The following is a 17,181-nucleotide window of genomic DNA, read 5'->3' on the forward strand; positions in this document are numbered from 1 at the left end:
GGTCGCGAATTTGGCGTCAAACTGCCATCACTCCGAGCCGCAGGAATTGCGGCCTGACCGAACACAACAAAGTGGCTGTGACCACCCCGATTGCCAGGCGTACTCAATGCGAAACAACCAGCCCGTTACTCAACGTGAATATGCGTTTCCCGATCAGCAAAGGTTGATTTCGACCACTGACCTGACCGGCAAGATTACTTATTGCAACGATATCTTTGCGGAGGTCAGCGGCTTTGAACGCAGTGAGTTGATCGGCGCGCCACATAACCTGATTCGCCATCCTGACGTCCCGTCGGCGGTGTTCGGCCATATGTGGGCCACACTCAAGGATGGCAAGCCCTGGATGGGCATCGTCAAGAACCGCCGCAACAACGGCGACCATTATTGGGTCAACGCTTACGTCACGCCGGTGCTGGATATTCAGCGCAAGGTCATCGGGTATGAATCGGTCCGCACCAAGCCAACCCGTGAACAAGTCCGGCGTGCCGAAGCGCTCTATGCTCGGCTCAACGCCGGGAAAAGTGGCGTCCCCCAACGCGAAAAATGGTTGCCGATCGCAATCGATTGGCTGCCCTTTATCATCATCAGTCAGATTGGTTTCATGATCGGCTCGCGGTTTGACCACGGCTGGGGCTTCGTGCTTGCCGCTTTGCTATCAGTACCCCTGGGCCTGATCGGGCGCCACTGGCAGATGCGCGGAATCCACCGATTGCTGCGCCTGGCCGAGCAGTCCACCAGTGATCCGCTAATCGCCAAGATGTATACCGACAGTCAGGGCGCCGAGGCGCAGTTGGAAATGGCGATGCTCAGCGAGCATGCACGCCTTAAGACCTGCCTGACCCGCCTGCAAGACAGCGCTGTGCAACTGCAGCAGCAGGCCAAGCGAGCGGACGAGTTGGCGCATAGTTGCTCCGATGGACTGTCTCGCCAGCATCACGAAACCGAGCAGGTCGCCGCCGCGATTACGCAGATGGCCGCGACGACGCAAGAGGTTGCCAGCAACGTAGCCCTGACGGCAGAAGCTACCGAACAAGCCAATCAGCTTACGGCGCAGGGCCAGAAGATCGGCTCCGATACCCGCAAAGCCATCGAACTGCTAGCCGAAGCCGTCACTGAAACCGGTGAGGCCGTATCTGCGCTGGCGCAGAACAGCAACGAAATCGGCTCCGTGGTCGATGTCATCAAGAGCATCGCCGATCAGACCAACCTGCTTGCACTGAATGCCGCCATCGAAGCGGCGCGGGCTGGTGAAAGCGGCCGTGGCTTTGCTGTGGTTGCGGATGAAGTACGTCAGCTGGCCCAACGTACCTCAGCGTCGACCGGGCAGATCCATCAGCTGATCGAAAAACTGCAACATCAGGCGCGCCAAGCCGTTGCGACGACGGAACAAGGACGTAGCCAGGCCAATCAGGGTGTCGAGCGGGTAATCGATGCCGATAAGGCGCTGGTGGGAATCAGCGAGGCGGTGAGTCGCATCATCGATATGACGACGCAGATCGCATCCGCTACCGAACAGCAAAGCGCTGTCGCTGACGAGATCAGCCAGAACGTCGGCAACATCGCCCGGCTGGCCGACCAGACCTCCGGAGACGCCCAGAGCTCGGCATTGCTCTCAGAAGACCTGGCAGCCACTGCGCAGTCACAATACACGCTGGTGGAGCGTTTCAACCGATAACTGCAACGAGCACCCGCCACTGCGCCATCGGACATCGCATGCCTACAGGCTTGCTGTGGTGGGCGTTAGGCTGCCACCGAAGCAAGGACAACCGAGGAATGCCGCGATGGCATCAGCGGCACTGTCCAGATGCTGTTCGTGTGTCAGGCCGGACCGCTTCAGCGGTTTGAGATCGTGGTCCGCCGCGGCCAGCCAATCAAGGCGAATCGCTGGCGACAATGCGTAGCCAGCGACTGTAGCGCGGTTACCCAGCGCATCGCGTTCGCCCTGAATGACCAAGGTCGGCGTTCGCAGCTCAGCCAGGTGCGCCACCCGCGGCTTTTCCGGCTTGCCCATGGCATGAAACGGATAGCCCAGGCATACCAGCGCATCAGCTGCGAGCTCGTCAGCCAGCAAGCTCGCCATCCGGCCGCCCATCGACTTGCCGCCGATCGCCAATTGCCCTGCGGTTTGCTGTCGCACTGCTCGATAAACCGCACGCCATTGCTGTAGCAGCTGCGCCTGAGGATTGGGCGGCCGTTTGCGCTCGTCGATGCGCCTGCTGGCCATATAGGCAAACTCGAAACGAAAAACCGCCACGCCCCGTGCGACCAGCCGTTCAGTCATTTGCTGCATGAACCAACTGTCCATCGGTGCACCTGCTCCATGCGCCAGGATGAGGCTTGCGCAAACCGCTCCCTGTGGCTGATCTCGCCGAGTGAGTGGAATTTCGTCGCTCAGCGAGTATTGACCGGCGTCAATACCGGCCATTTGCCCAGTGCTCATTCTTCCCTCCGCTTTCTGTTGAAAGCCATCTCTCTTACCGCGACAAAAAAACACGCTCATTACCGTGGATGGAAGCCCATACATGAACACAGCAACCAGTACCGCCTATGACTACAAGGTGGTCCGCCAATTTGCCATCATGACGGTGGTGTGGGGAATCGTCGGGATGGGGCTCGGCGTTTTCATCGCAGCCCAATTGGCCTGGCCTTTCCTTAACTTTGACCTCCCGTGGACCAGCTTCGGTCGTCTGCGCCCATTGCACACCAACGCAGTGGTCTTCGCTTTCGGCGGCTGCGCATTGTTTGCGACCTCCTACTACTCGGTCCAGCGCACCTGCCAAACCACCCTGTTCGCGCCGAAGCTGGCCGCGTTCACGTTCTGGGGCTGGCAGCTGGTCATCCTGCTGGCGGCGACCTCCCTGCCGCTGGGCTTCACCAGCTCAAAGGAATATGCCGAGCTGGAATGGCCGATCGATATCCTGATCACCATCGTCTGGGTGGCTTATGCGGTCGTTTTCTTCGGCACGCTGGCCACGCGCAAGGTCAAGCACATCTACGTCGGTAACTGGTTCTTCGGCGGCTTCATTCTGACCGTAGCGATCCTGCATATCGTCAACAACCTGGAAATTCCGGTCACGGCGACGAAGTCGTACTCGTTGTACGCCGGTGCGACCGACGCCATGGTGCAGTGGTGGTATGGCCACAACGCCGTGGGCTTCTTCCTCACCGCCGGCTTCCTCGGGATCATGTACTACTTCGTGCCGAAACAGGCCGAGCGTCCGGTGTATTCCTATCGCCTGTCGATCGTTCATTTCTGGGCGCTGATCACCGTCTACATCTGGGCCGGCCCGCACCACCTGCACTACACCGCGCTGCCGGATTGGGCGCAGAGCCTGGGCATGGTGATGTCGCTGATTCTGTTGGCTCCAAGCTGGGGCGGCATGATCAACGGCATGATGACACTGTCCGGGGCGTGGCATAAGTTGCGCAGCGATCCGATCCTGCGCTTCCTGGTGGTTTCGCTCGCGTTCTACGGCATGTCGACCTTTGAAGGTCCGATGATGGCGATCAAGACCGTCAACGCGCTCTCGCACTACACCGATTGGACCATCGGACACGTCCATGCGGGTGCTCTCGGCTGGGTAGCCATGGTCTCCATCGGCGCGCTCTATCACCTGATCCCGAAAGTCTTCGGCCGCGCGCAGATGCACAGCATCGGCCTGATCAACGCGCACTTCTGGCTCGCCACTATTGGCACCGTGCTCTACATCGCCTCGATGTGGGTCAACGGTATCGCTCAGGGCCTCATGTGGCGTGCGATCAACGAAGACGGCACCCTCACCTACTCCTTCGTCGAAGCGCTTGAAGCCAGCCATCCGGGCTTTGTGGTTCGCATGATCGGTGGTGCGATCTTCTTCGCCGGCATGTTGCTGATGGCCTACAACACCTGGCGCACCGTGCAGGCCTCCAAGCCGGCCGAATACGCAGCCGCCGCGCAGATCGCCTGAGGAGCTGACTGATGAAGAAGCACGAAATACTCGAAAAGAACGTCGGCCTGCTGACTCTGTTCATGATTCTCGCAGTGAGCATCGGCGGTCTGACCCAAATCGTTCCGCTGTTCTTTCAGGACGTGGTCAACGAGCCGGTTGAAGGCATGAAGCCTTACACCGCGCTGCAGCTAGAAGGCCGTGACATCTACATTCGTGAAGGCTGCGTCGGCTGCCACTCGCAGATGATCCGTCCGTTCCGTGCCGAAACCGAGCGCTATGGACACTACTCAGTAGCGGGTGAAAGCGTGTACGACCATCCGTTCCTGTGGGGCTCCAAGCGTACCGGTCCGGACCTGGCGCGCGTTGGCGGCCGTTACTCGGACGACTGGCACCGTGCGCACCTCTACAACCCGCGCAACGTTGTGCCTGAGTCGAAGATGCCGTCCTACCCATGGCTGGTCGAGGACACGCTTAAGGGCCAGGACACCGCCACGAAGATGAAAGCGCTGCGCACCGTCGGCGTGCCCTACAGCGACGAGGACATCGCCGCGGCGCAAGACGCAGTCAAAGGCAAGACCGAGATGGACGCTCTGGTGGCCTATCTGCAGGTGCTCGGCACGGCGCTTCAGAGCAAGCGCTGATCGACAGCACGCTATCGAGAACGACGCGCTGCAGGGCAGCCGTCAGGGAACCAACATCGCGGGCAGCTCGAGCGTTCGGGCGGCCCAGGAGTAACAGATGAACGCTTTCTGGAGTGGATACATCGCCCTGCTCACGCTGGGCACCATTGTCGCTCTGTTCTGGCTGATCTTCGCCACCCGCAAGGGCGAATCTGCAGGCACGACCGACAAGACCATGGGACATTCCTTCGACGGTATCGAGGAATACGACAATCCGCTGCCTCGGTGGTGGTTCATGCTGTTCATCGGCACGCTGGTGTTCGGCATTTTCTATCTGGTGCTGTATCCAGGCCTGGGTAACTGGAAAGGCGTGATGCCGGGCTATGACGATGGCTGGACGCAGGACAAGCAGTGGCAGCGTGAAGTTGATCAGGCTGACGCGAAATTCGGTCCTATCTTCGCCAAATATTCGGCGATGAGCGTGGCGCAAGTCGCGCAGGACGAGCGGGCGCTGAAGATCGGCGGTCGCCTGTTCGCCAACTACTGCTCCGTTTGCCACGGATCGGACGCCAAGGGCGCGGTCGGTTTCCCGAATCTGGCGGACAGTGAATGGCGCTGGGGCGGAGATGCCGAAACCATCAAGACGTCCATCCTTCATGGCCGCGTTGCAGCGATGCCAGCCTGGGGCCAGGTCATCGGCGAAGCAGGCGTGAAGAACGTTGCTGCCTATGTCCGTAACGATCTGGCTGGCCTACCGCTACCCGAAGGGACTGAGGCGGACACGGCGGCCGGTGGTCAGGTGTATGCGCAAACCTGCTCGGTCTGTCATGGGGCGAGCGGTGAAGGCATGCCGGCGATGGGTGCACCGAAGCTGACCAGTTCAGCTGGCTGGATCTACGGCTCCTCTCTACCTCAGCTGCAGCAGACCATCCGTCACGGCCGCAACGGGCAGATGCCTGCACAGGAGCAGTACCTGGGCAATGACAAAGTGCACCTCCTGGCGGCCTACGTTTATAGCCTTTCGCAGCAGCCAGAACGCGTGGCCAAGCAGTAAGGCCCTACAGGGCGATACACCGTATCACCCTGTCTCCGATCAATTTTATGGTGGCTGCGACGCTCTGTCGCAGACCGCCCGACCGACCTCCATTTGCTCCCCCCTCCAGCTGCTCTAATATTGCTTGCTACTCGCCGAAGTCGCGCGGAACTAGCAGGCGAAGCCCTCGATTCAACACATCGGCATGGTGTGTTAAACGACCCTGCAAAAAGCATGGAAAACGCTTGAAATCAGGGTCTGAACGACATGAGACGGCCTGGGCCTTGATTGCATTGCCCCCCTCCTTTCTCCATACTTGCCGCCGTTTTTGCCCCCTTGAAATGCCATTAGCGTGGAAGCCTTGCATGAGCACAGCAATAAGTGAGACTGCATATAACTATAAGGTGGTTCGCCAATTCGCCATCATGACGGTGGTGTGGGGAATTATCGGAATGGGTCTGGGAGTATTCATCGCCGCACAGCTCGTGTGGCCTGAACTTAACTTCGACCTGCCCTGGACCAGCTTTGGTCGTTTGCGCCCACTGCACACCAACGCGGTGATTTTCGCGTTCGGCGGCTGTGCGCTGATGGCTACGTCCTTCTACGTTGTTCAGCGGACCTCGCAGGCACGCCTGTTTTCCGATGGCCTCGCCGCGTTCACCTTCTGGGGTTGGCAGGCAGTCCTGGTTCTGGCTGTGATCACACTGCCGCAGGGCTTCACCAGCTCCAAGGAATACGCCGAGCTGGAATGGCCGATCGATATCCTGATTACGCTCGTATGGGTCAGCTACGCAGTGGTGTTCTTCGGCACCATCATGAAGCGTAAGGCTGCGCATATTTATGTCGGCAACTGGTTCTTTGGCGGCTTCATTCTGGTGACGGCGATGCTGCACATCGTCAACAACCTTGAAGTGCCGGTAACCTGGTTCAAGTCGTACTCGATCTACTCGGGTGCGACCGACGCGATGGTGCAGTGGTGGTATGGCCACAACGCCGTGGGCTTCTTCCTGACCACCGGCTTCCTCGGGATGATGTATTACTTCGTACCCAAGCAGGCTGGCCGGCCGGTTTACTCTTACCGTCTCTCCATTGTGCATTTCTGGGCATTGATCACCCTCTATATCTGGGCCGGCCCGCACCATTTGCACTACACGGCACTGCCGGAGTGGGCACAAAGCCTGGGCATGGTCATGTCCATTATCCTGCTGGCGCCAAGCTGGGGCGGCATGATCAACGGCATGATGACCCTTTCGGGGGCCTGGCATAAGCTGCGCACCGACCCGATCCTGCGCTTCCTGGTGGTATCCCTGGCGTTCTATGGCATGTCGACCTTCGAAGGTCCGATGATGGCGATCAAGACCGTTAACGCGCTCTCCCACTACACCGACTGGACCATCGGCCACGTGCATGCCGGCGCCCTCGGCTGGGTAGCGATGATCACCATCGGCTCCATGTACCACCTGATCCCGAAGGTTTTTGCTCGCGAGCAGATGCACAGCATCGGTCTGATCAACGCTCACTTCTGGCTCGCGACTATCGGCACCGTGCTCTACATCGCCTCGATGTGGGTCAACGGCATCACCCAGGGTCTGATGTGGCGTGCAATCAACGAAGACGGCACGCTCACCTACTCCTTCGTCGAGGCGCTGGAGGCCAGCCACCCGGGCTTCATCGTCCGTTGGCTCGGTGGTGTGTTCTTCCTGACCGGCATGTTGCTGATGGCTTACAACACCTGGCGCACTGTGCGTGCCGCCAAGGCGGCTGAGTTCGAAGCCGCCGCGCAGATCGCCTGAGGGAACGTATAAATGAAGAATCACGAAATACTCGAAAAGAACGTCGGCCTGCTGACGCTGTTCATGATCCTGGCGGTGAGCATCGGTGGTCTGACCCAGATCGTTCCGCTGTTCTTCCAGGACGTGGTCAATGAGCCTGTGGAAGGCATGAAGCCTTACACCGCGCTGCAGCTGGAAGGCCGCGACATCTACATCCGCGAAGGGTGCGTCGGTTGTCATTCGCAGATGATCCGTCCGTTCCGCGCTGAAACCGAGCGCTACGGCCACTACTCCGTTGCGGGTGAAAGCGTCTACGACCACCCCTTCCTGTGGGGCTCAAAGCGTACCGGTCCGGATCTGGCCCGCGTCGGCGGCCGTTACTCCGATGACTGGCACCGTGCGCACCTCTACAACCCGCGCAACGTAGTCCCGGAATCGAAAATGCCGTCCTACCCTTGGCTGGTCGAGCATAGCCTCGACGGCAAGGACACCGCCGACAAGATGGTTGCACTGCGCAGCGTTGGCGTGCCTTACACCGAAGAAGACATCGCCGGTGCCAAGGATGCGGTCAAGGGCAAATCCGAAATGGATGCCCTCGTCGCCTATTTGCAAGTACTTGGCACCGCACTCACCAACAAACGGTAACGCACCATGGATATCGGGACTCTTCGCGGCCTGGGCACCATTCTTGTTTTCGTCGCATTTATTGGCGTCGTGCTCTGGGCTTATAGCAGCAAGCGCAAGAAAAGCTTCGACGAAGCAGCGAATCTGCCTTTCGCAGACGAGCCCGACGCCAAGAAGCGTGATGAAGAAGCTTCCAGGAGTAAGAAATAAATGACCTCGTTTTGGAGTTGGTACATCACCCTGCTGAGCCTGGGGACCATTGCCGCCCTGGTCTGGCTGCTGCTCGCAACTCGCAAGGGACAACGCCACGACAGCACCGAAGAAACCGTCGGCCATTCGTATGACGGTATCGAGGAATACGACAACCCGCTTCCGCGCTGGTGGTTCATGCTGTTCGTTGCCACTGTGATCTTTGCCCTTGGCTATCTCGTGCTGTACCCCGGCCTGGGCAACTGGAAAGGCGTGATGCCAGGTTACGAAGGCGGCTGGACGCAGGTGAAGGAATGGCAGCGCGAAATGGACAAGGCTAGTGAGCAGTATGGTCCGCTCTATGCCAAGTTCGCGGCGTTGCCCGTTGAGCAGGTTGCTCAGGATCCGCAAGCGCTGAAAATGGGTGGCCGCCTGTTCGCCTCCAACTGCTCGGTTTGCCATGGTTCGGATGCCAAGGGTGCTTACGGCTTCCCTAACCTGACCGACGACGACTGGCTATGGGGCGGCGCGCCTGAAACCATCAAAACCACCATCATGGGAGGCCGGCAGGCAGCCATGCCCGCATGGCGTGACGTGATTGGCGAAGACGGCATTCGCAATGTAGCCGGCTACGTTCGCAGCCTGTCCGGCCGCGATACCCCAGAGGGTATCAACGTCGACATTGAGCAGGGTCAAAAAATCTTCGCAGCCAACTGTGTAGCTTGTCATGGGCCTGCAGGCAAAGGCACTCAGGCGATGGGCGCCCCTGATCTGACCGACAACGTCTGGCTGTACGGCTCGAGTTTTGGACAGATTCAGCAGACCCTGCGCTACGGTCGGAATGGCCGGATGCCTGCCCAGGAACACATTCTTGGCAACGATAAGGTGCACCTGCTGGCAGCGTATGTGTATAGCCTCTCGCAAAAGTCGGAGGACTGATTCATCAGGCCTGGCGCGACTCAAGGTCGCACCTTTGTCCGACTGACGGGGCGTACCATTCGCAGCAGGTAAGCAAAAGATCCCGGCCGACATGTATCGGCCGGGACACTCACCCTCCGCCGTGGTACGCATTTGATGACTGAGCAGATCCCCGTCCGCAACGTAACACCTCCCGCCAAGCCCGACGCATCGGGCGACCTCTACGCCGCGCGCGAAAAGATCTACACCCGAGCCTTCAGCGGCTTGTTTCGCAACTTGCGACTCGTAGGTGGCGCACTGCTTTTCGTGCTTTACTTCGGCACCGTGTGGCTGACCTGGAACGGGCGGCAAGCGGTCTGGTGGGACTTGCCAGAGCGCAAGTTCTACATCTTCGGCGCCACCTTCTGGCCGCAAGACTTCATCCTGCTTTCTGCACTGTTGATCATTTGCGCATTCGGCCTGTTCTTCATCACCGTTTTCGCCGGTCGCGTCTGGTGTGGCTATACCTGTCCCCAGAGCGTGTTTACCTGGGTCTTCATGTGGGCTGAGAAGGTCACAGAGGGTGACCGGAACCAGCGCATGAAGCTCGACAAGGCGCCCATGAGTGCCAACAAGTTCTTGCGCAAGGCAGCCAAGCACTCAATCTGGCTGGCAGTTTCTCTAGCGATCGGTATTACTTTTGTCGGCTACTTCACACCGATCAGGGACCTGGTACCTGATCTCGTGACCCTTCAGGTAGGCGGCTGGGCGTTGTTCTGGGTGGGATTCTTCACCCTTGCGACTTACGGCAACGCGGGCTACTTGCGCGAGCAGGTATGCATCTACATGTGCCCGTACGCTCGTTTTCAGAGCGTGATGTTCGACAAGGACACCCTAATCGTCTCCTACGATCCACGCCGCGGCGAACGTCGTGGTCCGCGGAAAAAGGATGCCGACTACAAAGCGATGGGCCTGGGAGACTGCATCGACTGCACCATGTGCGTGCAGGTATGCCCCACCGGCATCGACATCCGCGACGGACTGCAGATTGAATGTATCGGGTGCGCCGCCTGCATTGACGCCTGCGACACCATCATGGACAAGATGAACTATCCCCGCGGGCTGATCAGCTACACCACCGAGCACAACCTGTCCGGACAAAAAACCCATCTGGTGCGGCCGCGCCTGATTGGCTATGCCGTTGCGCTGACGGCGATGATGGGCGTGTTCGCCTATGCCGTCTCGGACCGCGCGCTAGTTAAGCTCGACGTACTCAAGGACCGCGTGCTCTACCGAGAGAATGAGCAAGGGCGGATTGAAAACGTTTATACCCTCAAGGTAATGAACAAGGCCCAAACTGAGCAGACCTTCATCATTGAGGCCGTTGGCCTTGAAGGCTTGCAATACGAAGGACGCAACCAGATTCGTGCCGAAGCAGGTGAGCTGGTCACCGTTCCAGTGGAACTCTCAGTTGCGCCAGAGCAGCTACCTTCGAGCACCAACGAAATCATCTTCCACGTCAGGTCGGCGGATGATTCCTCAATCAAAGATGAAGCTGATAGCCGTTTCATCGGCCCAAGCATTCGCTAAACAGGTAGTACATGAGCAATTCCGACCACGAAAGCACACGTTGGTACACGCAGTTCTGGGCCTGGTTCGTGATCGGCATCCTGCTGATGTCGGTCATCCTCGGTACCTCGATGCTGACGATCGCGATTCGCAATGCCGACACCCTCGTCTCCGACAACTATTACGACGCCGGTAAGGGCATAAACCAGTCACTGGAACGCGAAAACCTCGCCGAGCGCCTGCAAATGCAGGCGCAACTCAACCTCAACGACGAACGTGGACTCGCCGAGGTCCAGCTGAGCGGTGCGAGCCAACCACAACAAGTAATACTCAACCTGCTCTCCCCTACGCAGCCAGAACGCGATCGTCGTATCGTTCTTCAGCCTCAGGGCGATGGTTTCTATCAGGGACAGATGCAGGAGCCCGTCACGGGAAGGCGTTTCGTCGAGCTGCTTGGCCGTGAGGGCGATCAGGAGTGGCGATTGTTCGAAGAAAAGGACATCGCTAGCGGTCAGCCTATCAACCTGAGCTATTGATCGGACGATGGCAAGCCCCGTTCCTTGCTACCACTGCGGGCTGCCGGTTCCTGCTGGCAGTGCTTACCACGCCCGCGTGCTGAACGAGCAGCGGGCGCTGTGCTGTCCGGGTTGTCAGGCGGTCGCGGAGGCAATCGTCCTGGGCGGCCTGGAAAGCTACTATTCGCATCGCAGCGATGCTTCAATCAATCCTGACACGCTTCCGCAAGCGCTCACCGAAGAGCTGGAACTCTACGATCGCAGAGATGTGCAAGCGCCATTTGTACGTCATGAAGGTGAGTTAGCCGACACTTCTCTGATGATCGAAGGCATCAGTTGTGCTGCTTGCGGCTGGCTGATCGAGAAACACCTGCGCCGGCTGGACGCGGTTTCCGAGGCCAGCCTGAACTTATCGAACCACCGCCTGCGGGTCCGCTGGAATGATGCCTCGCTGCCGCTGAGCGAACTGCTCGCAGAGCTTCGTCGCGTCGGTTACGCGGCCCACCCGTACCAAGCGGACCAGGCTGCGGAACGGCTTGCTCAAGAGAACCGCCGCAGTATGCGCCAGCTGGGCGTAGCCGGCTTGCTCTGGATGCAGGTGATGATGGCAACGATGGCGACGTGGCCCGAGTTCAACATCGACCTCTCACCCGGTATGGCCAGCATCCTTCGCTGGACTGCTCTGCTGCTGACCACGCCGATCGTTTTCTATTGCTGCACTGACTTCTTCAAAGGTGCGCTGCGTGACCTACGCACTCGTCATCTGACCATGGACGTTTCTGTTTCGCTGGCGATCGGTGGCGCCTATGTTGCCGGCATATGGTCGACAGTCACCGGCCAGGGCGAGCTGTATTTCGATGCCGTCGGCATGTTCGCCTTGTTTCTTCTGGCTGGGCGTTTTCTCGAGCGCCGTGCGCGGGAGCGAACCGCCGCGGCGACCGCACAGTTGGTCAATCTGCTACCGGCTTCCTGCCTGAAATTGGCCGAGGACGGCCGGACTTCACGAATTCTGCTTCGAGAGTTGCAGCTCGGCGATCAGGTGCTGATTCAACCCGGCGCGCTGATTCCAGCCGATGGTCGCATCCTCAGTGGACAGTCAAGCGTTGACGAATCGGTTCTCACCGGAGAATACCTGCCGCAGGCTCGGATCGTTGGCGACACCGTCACTGCCGGTACTCTCAACGTAGAAGGCGCCTTGGTCATCGAGGTTCAAGCGCTGGGCGACAACACTCGGCTTTCCGCGATTGTCGGCCTGCTCGAGCGTGCCCAGTCCGACAAGCCGCGCCTGGCCGAGCTGGCCGACCGTGTTTCGCAGTGGTTCCTGGTGATCGTACTGCTGACTTCCGCTGTGGTTGGCATCGTCTGGTGGCAGATCGACCCGCAGCGCGCATTCTGGATCGTTCTTGCCCTGCTGGTAGCCACCTGTCCCTGCGCGTTGTCCTTGGCTACACCGACGGCTTTGACCACAGCCACAGGCACGCTGCACAAACTGGGCCTGCTGCTTACGCGGGGGCATGTACTGGAGGGCCTCAATCACATCGACACGGTGATTTTCGACAAGACCGGAACCCTGACCGAAGGTCGTCTGACGCTGAGCGAGGTTCGACCACTGGCGGAGCTGGATGCCGATGCCTGCCTGGAGCTGGCCGCCGCCCTGGAAAGCCGCTCCGAGCACCCGATAGCCAGAGCATTCGGTCGCGCGCCTCAAGCAGCCGATGCCGTCAGCAGCTTTCCCGGCCTTGGCCTCCAAGGATCGGTTGGGGAGCGTATTCTGCGTATCGGTCAACCCGATTTCGTCGCGACTGGCTATGCCGGCGCGGCGCCGGAGATACCCGGTAATGAGGGCCAATGGTTGCTGTTAGGCGACACTCAAGGGCCTCTGGCGTGGCTGGTGCTTAACGACCGCCTGCGCGATGACGCGCCGGCTTTGCTTCAGGCGTGCAAATCCCGTGGCTGGAATACGGTCCTGTTGTCGGGCGACAGCTCGCCAATGTTAGGCGAGATCGCTCTACAGCTTGGCATCAAGGATGCGCACGCTGGCATGACCCCAATCGACAAGCTCACTCACCTGCAGCATCTGCAAGCCAAAGGCCATCGCGTGCTGATGCTTGGCGACGGCGTCAACGATGCGCCGGTCCTCGCGGCCGCCGACATCAGCGTGGCCATGGGTTCAGCGACCGATCTTGCCAAGACCAGCGCTGACGCCGTTCTGCTCAGCAATCGTCTCGACAGTTTGGTGCAGGCATTCAGCGTGGCGCGCCGCAGCCGCTATATCATCATTGAGAACCTGACCTGGGCGAGCCTGTACAACGGCTTGATCCTGCCGTTTGCTGCGATCGGCTGGGTAACACCGCTATGGGCCGCACTGGGCATGTCTGCCAGCTCGCTGCTGGTGGTGCTCAATGCATTGCGGCTGAGCCGAGTGCCTGATCAGCAGCAACCCGCCAGTCTGCCCTGACTGGCGGTCTTCTCCGACTGGCGTAGCATAGACAGCGCGCCTACCCAGGCTTGCCGTTACCCACCACTTCTGGAGGCTCTTTTGGCCGCACTTTACATCCTGATTCCGGTCGCCGTGGTTCTGGTCGCGTTGGCCATCTGGGTCTTTTTCTGGGCTGTCGACAGTGGCCAGTACGATGACCTGGACGGCCCGGCCCACAGCATTCTTTTCGACGAAGAAGACCCCAAGCACAGGGCAGGCATTGCGCAGGCAGACAAAAGTCGCCACCCAGGAAAATCCGAAGGTGAATGAGCTGTTGCCTCTGCTGGTATCGGCGTTGGTGCTCGGCCTGCTTGGCGGAGGTCACTGCCTGGGTATGTGTGGTGGTTTGATGGGCGCGCTGACCATGGCTATTCCGGCTGAACAACGTGGCAAACGCCTGCGCCTGCTCGTGGCTTATAACCTGGGACGGGTCCTCAGCTATGCCAGTGCTGGATTGCTCATCGGCCTGGCCGGCTGGGCCGTTGCTAACAGCCCTGCCGCCATCGCGTTGCGGATTGCCGCCGCGCTTCTGCTGATCAGCATGGGTTTGTATCTGGCGGGCTGGTGGGCGGGTCTGACGCGTGTCGAAGCGATCGGAAGAGGGCTGTGGCGGCACATCCAACCGTTCGCAAGCAGGCTGATGCCCGTCAAGAGCGTGCCACGAGCGCTGCTGCTTGGCGCTTTATGGGGTTGGCTGCCGTGTGGCTTGGTCTACAGCACGTTGCTGTGGGCGGCCAGTCAGGGCGATGCACTGGACAGCGCCCTGCTGATGTTCGCGTTCGGTATCGGTACCTGGCCGGTGCTTCTGGCGACCGGCCTGGCCGCCGAACGAATTACCGCAGTGCTTCGTAAACGCGGCGTGCGAATGGTCGGCGGTGTCACGGTAATCCTCTTCGGCCTTTGGACTCTTCCAGGTCCTCATCAGCAATGGCTGATGGGTCATGACCATGCAGGCACTGCATCCGCGCAGCAAGCGCCCGCTCACATTCATCATTGAAACGTCACTGACCGGGAGCCAGCCGAAGTGCTGGCATGCCGCACCGCGCCTAGCATCGCCGAGATTTGGCTCAGGGCTCTTTCGGCAGCTGACGCTTGTGCGCCGACTTGTCGTACGTGTCGATAATGATGCGAGCCGCCTCGTCTGGAACCGTGCGACCTTGCAGAAAGGCGTCGATATTCTGATAGCTCACACCATGAGCATCTTCGTCCGGCTTGCCAGGTGACAGCTCTTCAAGATCGGCAGTAGGGATTTTCTTCACCAGCTGCTCAGGTGCCCCTAACGCAGCAGCTAACTCACGGACCTGATGCTTGACCAAGCCGGCCAGCGGCGTCAGGTCGCAAGCCCCGTCGCCAAACTTGGTAAAGAACCCCATAACCGCTTCGGCGGCATGGTCGGTTCCGATCACCAGCCCCTGCCGCGCGTTTGCAATGGTGTATTGCACGACCATGCGCATCCGCGCCTTGGTGTTGCCGATCACGAAATCACGCTTCTCCGGCGTCAAGTCTTCAAGCGCCTCGGTCGCTCGCGTCAAGCCCTGCACCGCGGCGCCGATGTTGACCGTGTGGCACTCGTCCGGATTGATCGAATCGACCGCAAGCTGCGCTTCGTCTTCGTCATGCTGAACTTGATAGGGCAACCGGACCGCAATGAATCGGTAGTCGTCGCCCTCCCCGGCTTGGCGCATACCTTCGACTGCGCGCTGCGCGAGCAACCCGGCGGCGGTCGAATCGACTCCTCCGCTAATTCCCAGCACCAGTGTCTTGAGTCCGGACTCGCGCAGGCAGTTTTGAATGAAAGCGATTCGCCGGTCGATCTCGGCCTGTATCGCTGCCGGCCCATCAAAAGGGGCGCAAACGTTAAGTGCAGCAGCGATTTCTTGCTGACGATGATGCATGGGTTTTTCCTTGCAATGGATAGGTTAGAAAATGGCAGTAGCTAATCCGACCATAATTCAGCCAATAAATCTCCTCTGCGTACCGTCGGCCCCGGACTCGGTGGCAGGGTCTGGACTCGCTTGATACAGGTCAAGTCTATGCAATGTCACCCGCCCTAGAATCCTGGCACCGCAGTCAACCCGAGACCGTAAGATGCTCGACGCCATTCGTTGGGATGCCGACCTGATTCATCGTTACGATCAGGATGGGCCGCGCTATACCCTCTATCCGACGCCCTATCAGTTCAACAGCAACGTGGGTTCGTTCGATCTGCTGCATGCGCTACGGGGCAGCCGTCAAGCGGCCAGACCACTGTCTCTGTACGTTCACCTGCCATTCTGTACAGACGTCTGCTATCACTGCCAGCGCAATAAGGTCATCTGCAAAGACCGCGGGCGTGCGCTGCCATACCTGGCACTCTTGGAAAAGGAAATCGAGCTGATCGGCTGCCACCTCAGCCAGAATCAGGTGGTAGAGCAACTACATTTCGGTGGCGGCACGCCGACCTTTCTCGGGCATACCGAGCTACGTGGCTTAATGAGTCATTTGCGTAAGCGCTTCAACCTGCAGAACGACGATCAAGGCGATTTCAGCATCGATATCGACCCGCGCGAAGCGGACTGGCCGACAATGGGCCTGTTGCGTGAGCTTGGCTTCAACCGCATCAGCATAGGCATGCCGGACCTGGACCCGGATGTGCAGCACGCAATCAACCGCAGGCAGACGCTACAACAGACCCAGACGGTTATCGAGGCTGCACGAACCCTGCAGTTCCGTTCGATACAGATCGATCTGACCTACGGATTACCACGGCAAACCCCCGAACGCTTTGCAAACACGATCGCCACTGTGATTGCGCTGCAGCCGGAGCGTGTGTCGGTTTCCGGCTATACACATCAACCCGAACGGTACATGGCGCAGCGCAAGATCAACGCGGCAGAGCTACCAACCCGAGCGGGCAAGCTTGCGATGCTGCAGCACAGCGTGGAGCAGCTGACGCGCGCCGGCTATCGCTATATCGGTATGGATCTTTTCGCCCTGCCTGACGATGAGCTCGCTATTGCCCAGGAAGACGGGGCTCTTCAACGCAGCTTTCATGGCTATACGACTCATGGGCATTGCGACCTGGTTGGCCTCGGCGTTTCAGCGATCAGCCAGATCGGCGATATGTACTGCCAGAACAACAACGACATCACCCTCTACCAACAGTCACTGGGACAAGGCCAGCTCGCCACTATCCGTGGTCTGCGATGCAACCAGGACGATCAGATCCGACGCTACACCATCCAAGCGCTGCTCTGCGATTCGGAACTACGTTTCGACGAGATCGAAAGCATTTTCGGGGTCAGCTTCAAGACCTATTTCCAGCAAACCTGGCCCGCTCTCGAGCAGATGGCTGCCGATGGGTTGATTCAGCTGAACGCGGACGCGATGACTATTTTGCCGGTCGGACGGCTGCTCGCTTATGCGGTGTGTATGCAGTTCGACCACTGCTTGCCGCCCCGCCCCGCCTCGCGATTTCCTCAAGCTATGTGAGTGACCGCTCGAGCCGAAGCCCCCAACTGCGACCCTTGGACCAATTGGCCTAAGGTGCCTGCCTGAGTTAATCTTGCGCATCG

General features: G+C 59.4%; 16 protein-coding genes. 14 read left to right on the top strand and 2 right to left on the bottom strand.

Features of this window, described 5'->3' with window-relative positions; genetic code table 11:
- The first annotated feature begins 106 nt into the window (after nt 1-106).
- Nucleotides 107-1,675 carry a methyl-accepting chemotaxis protein gene (locus BUE09_RS07450; protein WP_073300099.1) on the top strand — a complete coding sequence of 523 codons (1,569 nt, stop codon included), beginning with the start codon at nt 107-109 and terminating at the stop codon, nt 1,673-1,675.
- 42 nt (nt 1,676-1,717) lie between these two features.
- Here BUE09_RS07450 and BUE09_RS07455 read toward each other — a convergent pair whose 3' ends face one another.
- On the bottom strand, nt 1,718-2,440 hold the full coding sequence (locus BUE09_RS07455) for an alpha/beta fold hydrolase (protein WP_073300101.1): 723 nt from the start codon (nt 2,438-2,440) through the stop codon (nt 1,718-1,720).
- Nucleotides 2,441-2,522: 82 nt separating this feature from the next.
- Between BUE09_RS07455 and ccoN (BUE09_RS07460) the strand changes: the two genes are divergently transcribed.
- The 12 genes from ccoN (BUE09_RS07460) to BUE09_RS07515 all read left to right on the top strand — a co-directional run bounded on the left by ccoN (BUE09_RS07460) (nt 2,523) and on the right by BUE09_RS07515 (nt 14,624).
- Nucleotides 2,523-3,947, top strand: a complete 1,425-nt coding sequence (gene ccoN, locus BUE09_RS07460; RefSeq protein WP_073300103.1) for a cytochrome-c oxidase, cbb3-type subunit I — start codon at nt 2,523-2,525, stop codon at nt 3,945-3,947.
- Between the two features lie 11 nt (nt 3,948-3,958).
- A complete protein-coding gene (gene ccoO / locus BUE09_RS07465; RefSeq protein WP_073300105.1) occupies nt 3,959-4,570 on the top strand; it encodes a cytochrome-c oxidase, cbb3-type subunit II in 612 nt (203 codons plus the stop codon).
- Between the two features lie 97 nt (nt 4,571-4,667).
- The gene (gene ccoP, locus BUE09_RS07470) at nt 4,668-5,603 is read left to right on the top strand and encodes a cytochrome-c oxidase, cbb3-type subunit III (protein ID WP_073300107.1); all 936 of its coding nucleotides are present in this window, start codon (nt 4,668-4,670) and stop codon (nt 5,601-5,603) included.
- 344 nt (nt 5,604-5,947) lie between these two features.
- The gene (gene ccoN / locus BUE09_RS07475; RefSeq protein ID WP_073300109.1) at nt 5,948-7,375 is read left to right on the top strand and encodes a cytochrome-c oxidase, cbb3-type subunit I; all 1,428 of its coding nucleotides are present in this window, start codon (nt 5,948-5,950) and stop codon (nt 7,373-7,375) included.
- Between the two features lie 12 nt (nt 7,376-7,387).
- Nucleotides 7,388-7,999 carry a cytochrome-c oxidase, cbb3-type subunit II gene (ccoO, locus tag BUE09_RS07480; protein WP_019339289.1) on the top strand — a complete coding sequence of 204 codons (612 nt, stop codon included), beginning with the start codon at nt 7,388-7,390 and terminating at the stop codon, nt 7,997-7,999.
- Nucleotides 8,000-8,005: 6 nt separating this feature from the next.
- Complete coding sequence (locus BUE09_RS07485; protein WP_019339290.1) at nt 8,006-8,188, top strand: CcoQ/FixQ family Cbb3-type cytochrome c oxidase assembly chaperone; 183 nt, start codon at nt 8,006-8,008, stop codon at nt 8,186-8,188.
- The gene (gene ccoP, locus BUE09_RS07490; RefSeq protein WP_073300111.1) at nt 8,189-9,106 is read left to right on the top strand and encodes a cytochrome-c oxidase, cbb3-type subunit III; all 918 of its coding nucleotides are present in this window, start codon (nt 8,189-8,191) and stop codon (nt 9,104-9,106) included. It begins immediately after the preceding gene.
- A gap of 135 nt (nt 9,107-9,241) precedes the next feature.
- Nucleotides 9,242-10,654, top strand: a complete 1,413-nt coding sequence (gene ccoG / locus BUE09_RS07495) for a cytochrome c oxidase accessory protein CcoG (RefSeq protein WP_073300128.1) — start codon at nt 9,242-9,244, stop codon at nt 10,652-10,654.
- A gap of 11 nt (nt 10,655-10,665) precedes the next feature.
- Nucleotides 10,666-11,169 (top strand): FixH family protein, encoded by a 504-nt coding sequence (locus tag BUE09_RS07500; RefSeq protein ID WP_073300130.1) that lies wholly within the window; start codon nt 10,666-10,668, stop codon nt 11,167-11,169.
- 7 nt (nt 11,170-11,176) lie between these two features.
- Nucleotides 11,177-13,606, top strand: a complete 2,430-nt coding sequence (locus BUE09_RS07505) for a heavy metal translocating P-type ATPase (RefSeq protein ID WP_073300132.1) — start codon at nt 11,177-11,179, stop codon at nt 13,604-13,606.
- 81 nt (nt 13,607-13,687) lie between these two features.
- Nucleotides 13,688-13,897: a cbb3-type cytochrome oxidase assembly protein CcoS gene (gene ccoS / locus BUE09_RS07510; protein ID WP_073300134.1), complete on the top strand. Its 210-nt coding sequence runs from the start codon at nt 13,688-13,690 to the stop codon at nt 13,895-13,897.
- Entirely contained in the window at nt 13,890-14,624 is a 735-nt protein-coding gene (locus BUE09_RS07515; RefSeq protein ID WP_073300136.1) for a sulfite exporter TauE/SafE family protein, read from the top strand. The genes ccoS and BUE09_RS07515 overlap by 8 nt, the downstream gene beginning before the upstream one ends.
- A gap of 70 nt (nt 14,625-14,694) precedes the next feature.
- On the opposite strand, the gene nadE is transcribed toward BUE09_RS07515, so the two are convergent.
- Nucleotides 14,695-15,522, bottom strand: coding sequence for an ammonia-dependent NAD(+) synthetase (gene nadE, locus BUE09_RS07520; protein ID WP_073300138.1), 828 nt, complete (start codon nt 15,520-15,522; stop codon nt 14,695-14,697).
- A gap of 193 nt (nt 15,523-15,715) precedes the next feature.
- On the opposite strand from nadE, the gene hemN reads away from it, so the two are divergent.
- Nucleotides 15,716-17,098, top strand: coding sequence for an oxygen-independent coproporphyrinogen III oxidase (gene hemN, locus BUE09_RS07525; RefSeq protein WP_073300140.1), 1,383 nt, complete (start codon nt 15,716-15,718; stop codon nt 17,096-17,098).
- The last annotated feature ends 83 nt before the right edge of the window (nt 17,099-17,181 follow it).

The sequence above is a fragment of the Stutzerimonas xanthomarina DSM 18231 genome, from assembly GCF_900129835.1.
Lineage (GTDB): Bacteria > Pseudomonadota > Gammaproteobacteria > Pseudomonadales > Pseudomonadaceae > Stutzerimonas > Stutzerimonas xanthomarina.